Annotated in this window: 18 protein-coding genes; 6 read left to right on the top strand and 12 right to left on the bottom strand. The window is 67.8% G+C overall.

What is annotated here, in order from left to right:
* Positions 1 to 80 precede the first annotated feature (80 nt).
* The 8 genes from ACTWQJ_RS34665 to ACTWQJ_RS34630 form a co-directional block, all read right to left on the bottom strand.
* Positions 81 to 413, bottom strand: coding sequence for a hypothetical protein (locus ACTWQJ_RS34665; RefSeq protein WP_443310435.1), 333 nt, complete (start codon positions 411 to 413; stop codon positions 81 to 83).
* Positions 414 to 520: 107 nt separating this feature from the next.
* Positions 521 to 895: a hypothetical protein gene (locus tag ACTWQJ_RS34660; protein ID WP_443310434.1), complete on the bottom strand. Its 375-nt coding sequence runs from the start codon at positions 893 to 895 to the stop codon at positions 521 to 523.
* 91 nt (positions 896 to 986) lie between these two features.
* Complete coding sequence (locus tag ACTWQJ_RS34655) at positions 987 to 1,142, bottom strand: hypothetical protein (RefSeq protein ID WP_443310433.1); 156 nt, start codon at positions 1,140 to 1,142, stop codon at positions 987 to 989.
* Positions 1,139 to 2,200 (bottom strand): hypothetical protein, encoded by a 1,062-nt coding sequence (locus ACTWQJ_RS34650; protein WP_443310432.1) that lies wholly within the window; start codon positions 2,198 to 2,200, stop codon positions 1,139 to 1,141. The genes ACTWQJ_RS34655 and ACTWQJ_RS34650 overlap by 4 nt, the downstream gene beginning before the upstream one ends.
* Positions 2,101 to 2,487, bottom strand: a complete 387-nt coding sequence (locus tag ACTWQJ_RS34645) for a hypothetical protein (RefSeq protein ID WP_443310431.1) — start codon at positions 2,485 to 2,487, stop codon at positions 2,101 to 2,103. The genes ACTWQJ_RS34650 and ACTWQJ_RS34645 overlap by 100 nt, the downstream gene beginning before the upstream one ends.
* Before the next feature lie 231 nt (positions 2,488 to 2,718).
* On the bottom strand, positions 2,719 to 2,952 hold the full coding sequence (locus ACTWQJ_RS34640; RefSeq protein ID WP_443310430.1) for a hypothetical protein: 234 nt from the start codon (positions 2,950 to 2,952) through the stop codon (positions 2,719 to 2,721).
* A gap of 195 nt (positions 2,953 to 3,147) precedes the next feature.
* The gene (locus ACTWQJ_RS34635) at positions 3,148 to 3,354 is read right to left on the bottom strand and encodes a hypothetical protein (RefSeq protein WP_443310429.1); all 207 of its coding nucleotides are present in this window, start codon (positions 3,352 to 3,354) and stop codon (positions 3,148 to 3,150) included.
* Between the two features lie 42 nt (positions 3,355 to 3,396).
* On the bottom strand, positions 3,397 to 3,987 hold the full coding sequence (locus ACTWQJ_RS34630) for an acyl carrier protein (protein ID WP_443310428.1): 591 nt from the start codon (positions 3,985 to 3,987) through the stop codon (positions 3,397 to 3,399).
* An 879-nt stretch (positions 3,988 to 4,866) separates the two neighbouring features.
* On the opposite strand from ACTWQJ_RS34630, the gene ACTWQJ_RS34625 reads away from it, so the two are divergent.
* The 4 genes from ACTWQJ_RS34625 (at position 4,867) to ACTWQJ_RS34610 (ending at position 8,047) form a co-directional block, all read left to right on the top strand.
* Entirely contained in the window at positions 4,867 to 5,106 is a 240-nt protein-coding gene (locus tag ACTWQJ_RS34625) for a hypothetical protein (RefSeq protein ID WP_443310427.1), read from the top strand.
* Between the two features lie 69 nt (positions 5,107 to 5,175).
* A complete protein-coding gene (locus tag ACTWQJ_RS34620; RefSeq protein ID WP_443310426.1) occupies positions 5,176 to 5,658 on the top strand; it encodes an RNA polymerase sigma factor in 483 nt (160 codons plus the stop codon).
* Entirely contained in the window at positions 5,658 to 7,826 is a 2,169-nt protein-coding gene (locus tag ACTWQJ_RS34615; RefSeq protein WP_443310425.1) for a RelA/SpoT family protein, read from the top strand. Before ACTWQJ_RS34620 ends, ACTWQJ_RS34615 begins: the two co-directional genes overlap by 1 nt.
* A gap of 89 nt (positions 7,827 to 7,915) precedes the next feature.
* Positions 7,916 to 8,047, top strand: a complete 132-nt coding sequence (locus tag ACTWQJ_RS34610; RefSeq protein ID WP_443310424.1) for a hypothetical protein — start codon at positions 7,916 to 7,918, stop codon at positions 8,045 to 8,047.
* 172 nt (positions 8,048 to 8,219) lie between these two features.
* Here ACTWQJ_RS34610 and ACTWQJ_RS34605 read toward each other — a convergent pair whose 3' ends face one another.
* Genes ACTWQJ_RS34605 through ACTWQJ_RS34595 form a run of 3 tightly spaced genes read right to left on the bottom strand, consistent with a single transcriptional unit; the run spans position 8,220 to position 9,828 of the window.
* Positions 8,220 to 9,071 carry a helix-turn-helix domain-containing protein gene (locus ACTWQJ_RS34605; protein ID WP_443310423.1) on the bottom strand — a complete coding sequence of 284 codons (852 nt, stop codon included), beginning with the start codon at positions 9,069 to 9,071 and terminating at the stop codon, positions 8,220 to 8,222.
* 21 nt (positions 9,072 to 9,092) lie between these two features.
* The gene (locus tag ACTWQJ_RS34600) at positions 9,093 to 9,614 is read right to left on the bottom strand and encodes a DUF6879 family protein (RefSeq protein WP_443310422.1); all 522 of its coding nucleotides are present in this window, start codon (positions 9,612 to 9,614) and stop codon (positions 9,093 to 9,095) included.
* The gene (locus ACTWQJ_RS34595; RefSeq protein WP_443310436.1) at positions 9,583 to 9,828 is read right to left on the bottom strand and encodes a hypothetical protein; all 246 of its coding nucleotides are present in this window, start codon (positions 9,826 to 9,828) and stop codon (positions 9,583 to 9,585) included. The genes ACTWQJ_RS34600 and ACTWQJ_RS34595 overlap by 32 nt, the downstream gene beginning before the upstream one ends.
* Positions 9,829 to 10,062: 234 nt before the next feature.
* On the opposite strand from ACTWQJ_RS34595, the gene ACTWQJ_RS34590 reads away from it, so the two are divergent.
* Together ACTWQJ_RS34590 and ACTWQJ_RS34585 are read left to right on the top strand one after the other, a co-directional pair.
* Positions 10,063 to 10,266, top strand: a complete 204-nt coding sequence (locus tag ACTWQJ_RS34590; RefSeq protein ID WP_443310421.1) for a hypothetical protein — start codon at positions 10,063 to 10,065, stop codon at positions 10,264 to 10,266.
* Positions 10,263 to 10,478, top strand: coding sequence for a hypothetical protein (locus ACTWQJ_RS34585; RefSeq protein WP_443310420.1), 216 nt, complete (start codon positions 10,263 to 10,265; stop codon positions 10,476 to 10,478). Before ACTWQJ_RS34590 ends, ACTWQJ_RS34585 begins: the two co-directional genes overlap by 4 nt.
* A gap of 506 nt (positions 10,479 to 10,984) precedes the next feature.
* On the opposite strand, the gene ACTWQJ_RS34580 is transcribed toward ACTWQJ_RS34585, so the two are convergent.
* A complete protein-coding gene (locus tag ACTWQJ_RS34580) occupies positions 10,985 to 11,491 on the bottom strand; it encodes a carboxymuconolactone decarboxylase family protein (RefSeq protein ID WP_443310419.1) in 507 nt (168 codons plus the stop codon).
* Between the last annotated feature and the right edge of the window lie 211 nt (positions 11,492 to 11,702).

The following is an 11,702-nucleotide window of genomic DNA, read 5'->3' as shown; positions in this document are numbered from 1 at the left end:
GGACATGGTGGGTGACACGTCGCTTTCGTGAGACGGGGGCGGGACAGCCGGACGGGCTGTCCCGCCCCGCGCGGGTCCGGTCAGCCGAGCGGGTAGAGGACCAGGGCCGGGACGGCGCTGGCAGGGACGTTGGCGAACAGTTTGCGCAGCTCCCTGTCCTCCTTCAGCTCCTCCGGCAGTGGGAAGACCTCGCCGACGAAGTCGTTGCAGGTCGGCGCGTACCGGGAGCGGCTGTAGCTCGCGAACGGTGAGAAGGCGTTGCCCTCGACGTCGCGGGACAGCACGATCAGCGTGCTGCCGGGCAGGCCGCGCCAGTCGCTGCGGACCAGTTGGCGCAGTACGGCCAGCGTGAGGGGACGGTCGGGGATGTCGGCGTTGGGATCGGACGACGTCGATTGCTGGTTCTCGGGCATGACGGCCTTTCATGTGCGGGCCGGGCGACGGGATCGCGCAGCCGATCGGACAGAAGAGGGGGCTTCACGCCTGCGTCGCGCCGGTCGGCGCGACGCAGGCACGCGGGTCAGTCCTCGATCAGCTCCAGGCAGGAGACCGGGACGCCGTTGCCGGGGATCGGGAAGCGCCGGACGTTCTCGGGGATGTGGTAGTAGCTGTTGCGGGGATGGGCGCGCAGTTGCCGGGTGGATTCCTCGTCGAGAAGGAAGCCCGCACGGCTGCCGGTGCGGTTGCGTTCCTGCACGGTGCCCGTCAGGCCGCGCAGCAGCTTCGAGCGCACTGCGGGGGTGATGCGTGCCCGGCGCCCCGACTGGATGTGAGCGAACGCGGCCTTGTCGATGGCCCGGAGCCGCTGCGCGGCGGCCTCCTGGACCTGCGCGACGGCTGCGGCGTCGGGCAACTGCCGGATGAAGCCCCGGACTTCGTCGATGGTGATGGGCATGCTGGTTCGCCTCTCTGCGCGGAGGGGTGGACAACCGGCCGGGCACCGGGCGTGCCCGGCCGGGGCTTGGTGGTGGGGCAGCGGCAGAAGGTCAGGCCTCGGCGTCGGGCCGGTGGCTGGCGACGGCCTGCTGCTTGACCTCGGAGAGCTGGTAGCTGCCGTCGTCGGCCTTGCCGAGGGATTCCAGGAGCAGCAGGTAGGCGGCCTGGAGCCGGTCGGGCGACTCCCACAGGTAGACGTGCGTCATCCTGGCGGTGTCGAACTGCTTGGGCTCGCGGACGGAGTCCTCGAACGCGGCGGCGACCTGGGCGAACAGCACGTTGGCCAGCCGGTTCTTGGGGAAGCTGGCGGCGGTCTCGGAGGAGGAGCCGTTCTCGGGGTCCTTGGCTCCGAGCAGCAGCGCCACGGTCTGCGTGCGCTGCTTGTCGGCCCACTTGCCGTAGAAGCGGGCAGATCCAGCATGATCCGCTGCGCGAAGAGCCGGGCCTCGTCGGGCAGGGTCTTTCCGCGCACCAGCCGCTTGACGAACTCCTGCCTCGGCCCGGCGGCGGCCTTCCAGGCCCGGTTGCACGCCACGATCCGGGCCCGCTCCTCGGCCTTCTGCTCGTCCTGTTCGGTCTTGGGCTTCTTCGGCTGCGGCCGGACCTTGTGGCCGTACGCGGCCGGGTCGGCGCAGTGCCACACGGGCCGGTGCTCCTCGTCCAGCCGGGCGCTGTGGCCGGGGCAGTTCTTGTGGTTGTCCTCGGTGAGCGGGTTGCCCAGACCGGTGGTCAGCTCCGTCAGGGGAAGGGACGGGTCTTTCTCGTAGGACGGCACCCGGCCCAGCAGCGGGATGCCCGCCTTCTTCAGCTCCGCCTCGGCCTTGGCGCGGACGTCGGTGTCGGCTTGCTCGGAGCGCAGCAGGGCCATTTCCTGATCCCAGTGGCCGCGCCCGCCGGTGCCCTCGACCTGGTCGCGCTGGAGCGCCCTCATGAGCCGGTTCTCCGCGTCGCGCACGTTCTCGACCTCGGCGAGCTGGGCGGTCTGCTCCAGGTCCATGCCTGCGGCCGCCGTACGGCGCAGGGTGGCGTCGTTGAGCTTCTGCGCCGTCTTGGCCTGCTTGGCCGCGTGGCGGCTCACACCAAGGGCCTTGGTGGCCGTGCGCCGGTCGACGTCGCTTATGTCGATCAGGGCGAGTTCCTGCGCTCGAAGGGTGTCCCGCTCGCTCATGCCCTTGCGGTGGTCGTTCTCGACCAGGGGCAGGAACCGCGTCCAGCCGTCACGGCCGACCAGGTCCTCACGCACGAACGCCTTGACCGGGCGCACGGGGCGGCCCTCCTGCTCGGCGGTGGCGTTGGCGATCTGCGCCGCCTGGGCGCGCCGCCAGCCCTTGAGACCCCGTAGGTGCCGTCGGGCCGGGGCCGGGCGCTGATGGTCTCCTCGACGCCGAGTTCCTTGACGGAGGCGGTGAGCTTCTCGTCCGGCTCGGTGTCGTGCTCACGGGCGTTGCACTCGTCGCGCACCAGCAGCGCCGGGTCGAGCTGGACGATCTGCGGCACGGCCTCCTCGTGTTCGTCGGGCTTGTCGGTCGGGGTCGAGACGGCGGTGGCCATGTGGCTCTCCTTCTCCTTGCCTCATCGGCGAATTGGCGGGGACCAACCCCCCTGCGCATAAAATAATAGTTTGAATTCCTGTGGGGGCTAGATACCCTCTGACCTGCGAAAACGACGGATAGTCGGAGCCATCTCCGATGGCTCAACCTCGTTGCGGCTGACGCCTGTTCGGGACCTGGGCGGCATGGGGCGCAGCGGGTGACCGGCGTTGCGGCGGCCGGACGGACGGGCTCAGGTGGTGCGTGGGCGCCGGCTCCGGGCGTGGGCCGCCCGGATCTCGGCGTCGAAGTCGGGGTGCTGCCGGGATGCCGAAGGCGGCAGCGCGTTCCGAACGTCCATAGCCCGGGTGAGGATTCCCGGCTGTCCGGGAGAGGGCACCCAAGGGCCCCGCTCGCCGGAGTCCAGGACGGCCAGCAGGCTCTCGGCGGCCCTGATGTCCCCGGCGTCCCGCAGCACCAGAAACATTAATAATAGTGTGCTGCGCGTGGGTGTGAGAAGCTGTGCGAGAACCCATACCAGGGGGGCAGTACCGGCAGACCGGTCGGGCGTGGGCATACGATTCTTGACCGCTTCTGGCCGCGGGGACATCGGCGCGGACGCTGTGGAGGTAGGCGGGGCCGACGCACTCGCGCAAACGAATGCGGCTGCTTCCGGGCCCGATCAGACCAACGCGCTGAGGATCTTCCCCAGCGAGACGTAACTCTCCCGAACGCCATCCACGTTGCCCAGCCGGTGCCGCTCCAGCCGGATCGCGCCCAGATGGCGCGCCTCGTAGATGAGCGCGCGCCAGGCGTCGGCCGAGGAAGTGTCACGCTGGCCGTAGGTGTCCCAGAAGGCGGTCCGCTCGTCCTGCTTGGCGCTGGCCATGCGAAGGGTCCAGCCCACCGATACCCGCTGTTCGCCTACCCCTCAGTTATCGCCAGCCCGGAGTGCCGCCAGATGGCCCGAAACCTGCCGCAGGGTCTGATCCCACATCCCGAAGAACCAGCTCCCCTCGAGGACGAGCCCGTGTTCTCGGCGAAGGAAGTGCACCAACTCCACGGCCGATAGGGAGTCCAGCCCATTCGCCGAAAGTGTCGTGTCCGCATTGATGTCGGTTCGTGGTGCCCCGAGTGCGTTGGCCACCCCGTCAATGAGCCAGGACAGCTCTTCGGTAGACTCTCGTGCCGGTGCGTGCTCGGGGGGTGGCGTCTGACTTGAATCGCCGTCCAGGACACTCCTCGCAGCCGAAGCGAAATCCATCAGCGCCGTTCGAACACCAACCCGTTCCTCTCGGCAAATGGCGTGGTACGCAGCGATGCTCTCATCGCTTGTGCCTGCAGGCCTCGTAGCAACTGCCGTCATTGCCGTGTGGAAAAGAATCAGTCCGTCTTCGACACGTTTCGCGGGTTCAAGGATGGAGGGCGGGCCCTCGACGAAGACCGTGGCGGTGGCGAGCCGTACGGTGTTGACGAGGTGTTTAGTCTCTTCCAGACGCGTCGCTAATTGATCTTGGTCCATCGTCGAATGCTGGCGCTCCAGGGCGGTGAAAAGGGACCCGAGTTCGTCTCGGGCCTCCGCCCCAGCACTCAGCAGAGCGCCGTACGTATCACGCCTCAATTGGCGTCGCCACTGCTCCTGTTGACTCGCTGCCTGGATGGAAGTCTGTCGGCGCCCTGCCCAAGCAGCGACAAAGGCAGCCCCGGTCGCGCCAACCGACCCCACAGCCGTCCCGATGACTGCCACCCATGCCTGATCCATGCTCGCAGAGTAGCTACCGCCATGCCGGTTGTTGCCAAGTCGGAGCTTCTACCCCCCACAGGCAGCTACCCGCTGAGAAGCGTTCAGGTTTCCGCTCACAGGCATCCGGGATTTTACGAACTCGTGCGCTTCCCTCTTCGACGTCCTCGCTGTCGGTGACACCGACCGGCGGTCTCGCCCGTATGCCGAGCGCCGTACCGAGCTTCTGCGTCTGCTCGAGGGCGGCCCGGCCACCCTGCGCGCGGTGCCGGCTGCCGAGGACCGTGGGCAAGCCCTCAAGTGGGTGGGAGCGCTCGCGGGTGTGGAAGGCCTCGTGGGCAAGCGGACCGACGCACCGTACGCTGCCGGCCTTGCCTCGGGCTGGGCGAAGTGGCGTCAGAAGCTGTGTCACATCCTCTCTCCGCAGGTCGCGGCGTCATGAAGCGTGATCGTGATCCGGTTTTCCGTTCCGCTGGGCGCTGTCGGACGGGCAGCTGAATGGCAGCCCTATGAGTGCACAGACCTCAAGAGCAAGATGAGGACCTACGGCCCTCCTAACGTTTCGGGCGGCGATCGACTCCTAGAAGGCAGATGGGCTGAACACCAGGCGTAGAGCCTGGGGTTGGGGCCGCTGCCGACTTGGTTGGAAGGAGACGAGCCGTGACATCCTTCAGCATCGTGGCCGGACTGACCGCATGTGGGTTGACGCTGCTCACGACCTGGCTCCGTGAGCGCTACCGGCACGGAAGGGTGCTCAAGGTCAGCAGAGAACTGCCCGCAGGCAGTGTGTACATCGACGATTGCACCGGTGTGCGGATCCAGGTCGGCCCGGTTGAACCCGTCGGTTCCATCGAACCTCCCGACGGCTCGGCCGACCCGGTGGACGATGGCTCTCTCTAACGGTCACCCCAACTCGGAGACACACCTATGGCATCCCCTTCTCGCCGCAGTCCACAGGACGACGGGAAGGTGCGCTTTGCAACGTGGTACCAGGGCGATTGGCCGAATCTGGTCCTTTTCGCCATCACTCTGGGGGCGGGACAGCAACAGGCTGAAGACCTGGTCCAGGACGCGACCGCCGAGGCGTTCGTGCGTAGGGACCAGATCAACAAACTGGACGGTTACGTGCGTGTGTCGATCAGGAATGCCTACTTCAAGTCCGTTGCTGGAGTTCGATGGGAGATAGCCGATGCCCCATCGGAGGACCTGCCAGCCCCGCAGGACATGCTGATCGGCTCGATCGAATTCGCTGATCAGGAACGACTCGTGTTCGAAGCCATCCGCCGGCTGCCACCGCGTCAGCGCGAGGTCATGGCCTGGAGCATCGACGGGTACCAACCGAAAGAGATCGCAGAACTTTTGGGCGTGAAACCGGGAGCCGTTCGTGTAAGCCTGTCGGAGGCACGGTCGCGTCTGCGAGAAGAACTAGGCGGGTTGGGAGGCGAGGACTGATGCCCAGGTTCGAAGCACGGGCAGAAGAGCCGGACACCTCCTCACCAGTGGTCATGAACCCCGCCGCACCGTCGCATCCTCCGGTGCCGCAGGACTCCGCTGATGCGCAGAGCTCTGCCGATCCGCTTGACAAGCTCCTGGCTTCCTCTCATAAGAGGGCTGCCAAGGCTGTCCGCGAAGGTCTGCGAGGCTCCCGCGTCGAGGAGGGGCCAGAGGAAGTAACCGGTCTTCTCGGACCCGCGTCCGTGCTCCATCCGGACACCGGCCAGCCCGCCCGTTCCGGCTCCTCCAACCGCGCCCGCCTCGCCCGCCTCGGCGTCCAGCGTTCCAACCCGTACAACCCGGTGCTGGAGCCGTTGCTGCGGATAGTGCGCAGCAACGATCCGAAGATCGAGACGGCCACGCTCCGGCAGATCGAGACCGCCTACCAGGTCGCCGAGCGCTGGCACCGCGGCCAGAAGCGCAAGAGCGGCGATCCGTACATCACGCACCCGCTCGCCGTCACCATCATCCTCGCCGAGCTGGGCATGGATCCGGCCACGCTCATGGCGGGCCTGTTGCACGACACGGTCGAGGATACCGAGTACGGCCTCGACGATCTGCGCCGCGACTTGGGCGACTCGGTCGCCCTGCTCGTCGACGGCGTCACCAAGCTGGACAAGGTCAAGTTCGGCGAGGCCGCGCAGGCCGAGACCGTGCGCAAGATGGTCGTAGCGATGGCGAAGGACCCGCGGGTCTTGGTCATCAAGCTCGCCGACCGCCTGCACAACATGCGCACCATGCGTTACCTCAAGCGCGAGAAGCAGGAGAAGAAGGCGCGCGAGACCCTGGAGATCTACGCGCCGCTCGCCCACCGCCTGGGCATGAACACCATCAAGTGGGAACTGGAGGACCTCGCCTTCGCGATCCTCTACCCCAAGATGTACGACGAGATGGTCCGCCTGGCCGCCGAGCGGGCGCCCAAGCGCGACGAGTATCTGTCCATGGTGACCGACGAGGTCCAGCAGGACCTGCGGGCGGCCCGGATCAAGGCGACCGTGACCGGCCTCCCTAAGCACTACTACAGCCTCTACCAGGAGATGCTCATCCACCGCCGGGGCTTCACGGTGATCTATGACCTGGTGGGCATCCGTGTCTTCGTGGACACTGTCCGCGACTGCTATGCGGCGCTGGGAACCATCCACAATCGGTGGGAGCCGGTTCCGGGGCGGTTCAAGGACTACATCGCGATGCCCAAGTCCAACATGTACCAGTCGCTGCACACGACGGTCATCGGGCCCAACGGTAAGCCGGTCGAACTCCAGATCCGTACGTTCGACATGCACCGCCGCGCCGAGTACGGCATCGCCGCGCACTGGAAGTACAAGCAGGAGGCCGTCGCCGGCGCCTCCAAGATTCGTACCGACGCGCCCAAGTCGCCGTCCGGAAAGTCCGGCAAGGACGCGGGCGGCATCAACGACATGGCGTGGCTGCGGCAGCTCCTCGACTGGCAGAAGGAGACCGTGGACCCGGGCGAGTTCCTGGAGTCCCTGCGTTTCGACCTCTCCCGCAACGAGGTCTTCGTCTTCACCCCCAAGGGCGACGTCATCGCGCTCCCGGTCGGCGCCACTCCGGTGGACTTCGCGTACGCGGTCCACACGGAGGTCGGCCACCGGACGATAGGGGCGCGGGTCAACGGCCGTCTCGTCCCGCTGGAGTCCACCCTGGACAACGGCGACCTGGTGGAGGTCTTCACCTCCAAGGCGGCCGGCGCCGGCCCCTCCCGGGACTGGCTCGGCTTCGTGAAGTCGCCGCGCGCCAGCAACAAGATCCGCGCCTGGTTCTCCGAGGAACGCCGCCACGAGACAAGCGAACAGGGCACCGGTAGCACCACGCGGGAGCAGCAGCCCGAGCGCATCGTCGGGGCGGAGTGTGTGTCCACCGAGTCCTCAGTCCTCGAGGCCACCATCCAGGTCGAGGCCCTGGACCGCAGCGAGCTCCTCTCGGATGTCACCCGCGTCCTGTCCGACCAGCACGTCAACGTCCTCTCGGCAACTGTCCAGACCTCCCGCGACCTCGTCGCGACCTGCCGCTTCACCTTCGAGATGGGCAATCCCGAGCAGCTGGGACCCGTATTGGAGGCCGTCCGCGGCATCGAGGGCGTCTACAACGTCTACCGGCTCACCTAGGTCGCTTCTGATTTCTGAAACCTGTGCCGGTCAGAGCCTTGTCGCTTCGGGCGGATCCGCCCGCCGTCCCTGCGTAAAAGGATCCGTTTATGACTGAGGAGCACGAGGCGGCGCAGGTCTGGACGGTGGGTCAGCTCCGCGAGGCGCTGGCCGAGTACGTCGCTGGCACCCCGCTGCGCGTGGCTGGCCGTCCCGGATCCGGACGATTACGTGTTCGATGACCGTTTCGGGGTCGTCGCGGCGGGGTGACCGGGACGACGCCGACGATGCAGGCCTTTGTCTTGGGCCGCCCGAGGGGCGGCCGGATGCAGGCGGTCGGCGTGAGTCTTCCGCTCGCCCAGCAGGTTCGCCTTGCCCGCACGGCAACGCAGGGGCGTTTCGTCGTGCCCGGGGTCAGTGCAGTGCCTCGATGGCCATCAGGATCAGGGCACGCGCGTCCGCGCCGTACACGGCCTGCTGGTGCAGCGCGCCGAACGCCCTCAGGTACTGGTCCACTTCATCCGGAGCCGTGATCTTCACCGAGGCCGACAACGGCTCGTGATCCACCCTTTGGTCGTCGAAGACTGTGAACGACTCGATCGCCCACATGCTGCGTTCGGCGGCGGCCGGGATGATGCCCAGCGACACCGACGGCAGGTCCATCGCCGAGAGCAGCGACCCCAGTTGGCCGGCCATCACGCTGGCGTCGCCGAGGCGGTAGCGGAGCACGGTCTCCTCCAGCAGGATCGCGAATGTCCGGCCGTTCTTCCGCAGGATCCGTGAGCGCTCCATGCGCGCGGTGACGGCGTCGGCAACGTCGTCGGGCAGGCCGCGGAACGTGGCGATGGCCTGGAGCAGCGCGGTGGCGTACCCGGGTGTCTGCAGGAAGCCGGGGACCACGTTGGAGCAGTAGACCTTGAAGTGGCGGGTCCGCTCGAACAGGGGCAGGTTGGCCGTCTGGAGCTGCTTGAGTCCGGTGCGCTGGAGCCGCTTCCACTGCACGTACATGGAGTCGGCCTGCCGGTTCGCGGCGACCACGGCGGCCGCCTGGTCGTCGGCGCCGCAGGCGCGGCACCAGGCGCGAAGGTCGTCGTCGGAGGGCGCGGTGCGGGCGTTCTCGATCCGCGACGACTTCGCCTCGCTCCACCCGCACCGGGCGGCGAGCTCCCGCTTGGTGATCCTCGCGTCCAGCCTGATCTCGCGGAGCCGCGCGGCGAGCGCGGCACGCGCGGCCTGCACGCTGGACGACGGGGATGTGGGTGGCATGGTCGTTCTGTCGCGGTCGGTCTATCGGATCTCGTACTGGTCGTGCGGGATGGCCCGGTCCCAGACGCGTTCGAAGGCGGCGCTGTTCAGTTCGACCAGGGTGGGGTCGTCGTAGAACTCCTCGCCGAGCCAGTCGCCGGAGCCGGAGAAGTCGTGCACGCGGATCACCCGGTCGTCGAAGATCCAGAAGTCGCATCCGGGCATCAGGAGGTCGGCGGTGTGGCGGCGGGGCAGCCACCGCACTTGCTCGCCGGCCTCCACGTTGGCGCGGGTCTGGTAGTGCTCCCAGCGGATGTAGTCGGTGACCGGCTCGGACACGACCCGGGCCCGCCGCACCTGGACGCCGCGGGCGACAGCGTCCGCGATGTCCTGGTGGAAGGGCCGCCACCAGGAAGCGCGGTCGTCCCAGTCGACCCGCTCGCCCTTCAGCCAGGCCTCGAAGCGAGGGTTGCTGTAGTAGGCGTCCCGCATCTCCAGGTGGACAGCCGACCGCTGTGCGGCGGCGAGCTGCTCATCGAACGACGGCGGGATGCTCAACGGCATCGCAGGCCTCCTTGAGGATGTGCACCATGCGTGCGGGGATCCGCACCACGGCCTCGTAGTCGGGGAGCGGGCCGGTGGACCGCACCTCGTCTTCCAGTGTTTGGTCCGCCTTCCAGCCCTGGAAGACGAACTCCTGCTTGTCTTCGTCGACCCATACCCGCGGGCAGTTCTTCTCGTCGGTGTCGGGGTCGATGCCGATGAACCGTAGCGCCATAGTGGCCTCCAAGACCCTTCTCCTTACACGGACTTGCACCAACGTCGACCCGTCGGAGGACTCCGTCAAGGGCGCGAAGCAGCCATCGCCACTCGCCAGAGAAGTGCGGTGCAAGCCGGTGCAAGTTTGTGGCGACTGCAAGGCCGCGGTTCCTAGCGTCGGTGGATACGACGAAACCCCGGCGAGGCGGCGGAGCCTCCCGGGGCACGGTCAACGCCGCTGAGGAGCGTCGACATGCACGAGACTACGCAGATCGCGGGCACCGCGAACACCCCCACCAACTATGGGTATTGCGCCTGGCACAAGAAGTTCGCCCATGGCGTCCGCCTCATCCGGGCCGTCGAGCAGGGCTCCGGCCCCGGGACGTTCGGGAACCTGTTTGCCTGCGGCCCCTGCCGCGAAGCCCACCACCTGGTGCCACTCGCCGACCGGCCGTGACCGCGCTTCCGTCCGCCCTCGACCTGACTCGCGCCCAGTACTCCGGCTGGGCCTGCTGCTGGTGCGGCAAGAGCCTTGTGGACGTGACCGGCGCCGTGTCCGCCGGAGTCTCCCGCGGTCGGGACGGCGCCCACGTCCTCGACATCGAGGTGTACGCCTGCCCCGACTGCGCCATCGCCCCGCCCCCACGCAACCCGACAGGAAAGAGCTGATGGCCCAGAGCAGCGATCCCAGTAACCGCGCCGCTCGCGCTGCGCAGTCCGCCGGCCGCGCGGCTGGCTACTGCTGGATGGAGCATCCCGACAGGTACGCACACTGCACCAGGCCGCCGCACAGCGACCAGCGGCACGTCGACTACTACACGGGCCGAACCTCACCGACGGCCGTCTCGGGAATCGAGTGGAAGGCGTAGACCCCCGCCCACCCCGTACCCCGTGAGCTCATTGGGGCGGGCGGGACCAGGCCCCGGCCGGACGCCGACCCGGCCGGGGCCGCTCCATGCCCGGGGCGGCCGACTGCCCCTAGGCTGACGGCTGGAGGTGTCGCATGGCTGAGTGGATCGACCCGCGGTATGCGGAGCTGGTGGCGGCGTGGAAGCGCGCGCAGGAGCCAGACTCCCGTAATCCGCAGGATCAGAGGCCAGTGAGGGGCTTCATCGCCCCGCGCGAGGCCTGACCTACAGCGGCCCCAGCCGGACGCACCCCCGACCCGGGTGGCCTCACTTCCACGGGTCGGTGAACGACCGGCCGGGCACCGGCTTGGCGATGAGCGCGACGGGGATGAAGAAGTTGACCTGGCCGATCGCGAACATCAGCGTGGCGAGCGCCTTGTCCTCGTAGTGCTCGGCTGCCTGTGCATACAGCTCGTCGGAGACCCTCTCGCCGTCTGCGGACGGCTGAAGCACGGCTTCCACCAGTGCCAGCGCGGCACGCTCGGCACCAGTGAAGTACGGCGAGTCCTGCCAGGACGCCACCGACGTGATCCGCTCCTCCGACTGTCCGGCCTTGCGCAGGAAGCCCGTGTGCAGAATGGTCAGGTAGGTGCTGCCGACGATCTGACCGGCGCGCAGCTGGACCAGGCTGATCGTGGAGCGCGGTACCGAACCGTTGCCGGTGACCTTGAACAGCGCCGCCGACACCTCCGCCAGCTCGGGGACGAGCTCCGCGGGGTCCTCGGACATCCGCGGAACCAGGGGGACCTCCGCCGTGATCGAGCGTGCTTCCATCGCCGTCTCCTTCGGGCTTTCATGTTGCTGTCACTGCCCTGACGGATCGCGACAGAGAAATGTGACCGACGGAAGACAGTCGTTCTAGGGCCAATGCCGTTGCGTTACGGGTCTGGTGGTCTTGGCGTGTGGATCACGACGGCGTCGGTGGCTGTCCGGGTCGGCTGGGGCCAGTGCCGGTGCTCGGCTCTCTTGAGGTGGTAGTTGGACA

This window comes from Streptomyces sp. KR55, from assembly GCF_052245645.1.
GTDB classification, from domain to species: Bacteria; Actinomycetota; Actinomycetes; order Streptomycetales; family Streptomycetaceae; genus Streptomyces; species Streptomyces flavusporus.
This window is presented reverse-complemented; position numbering and strand designations above follow the sequence as displayed.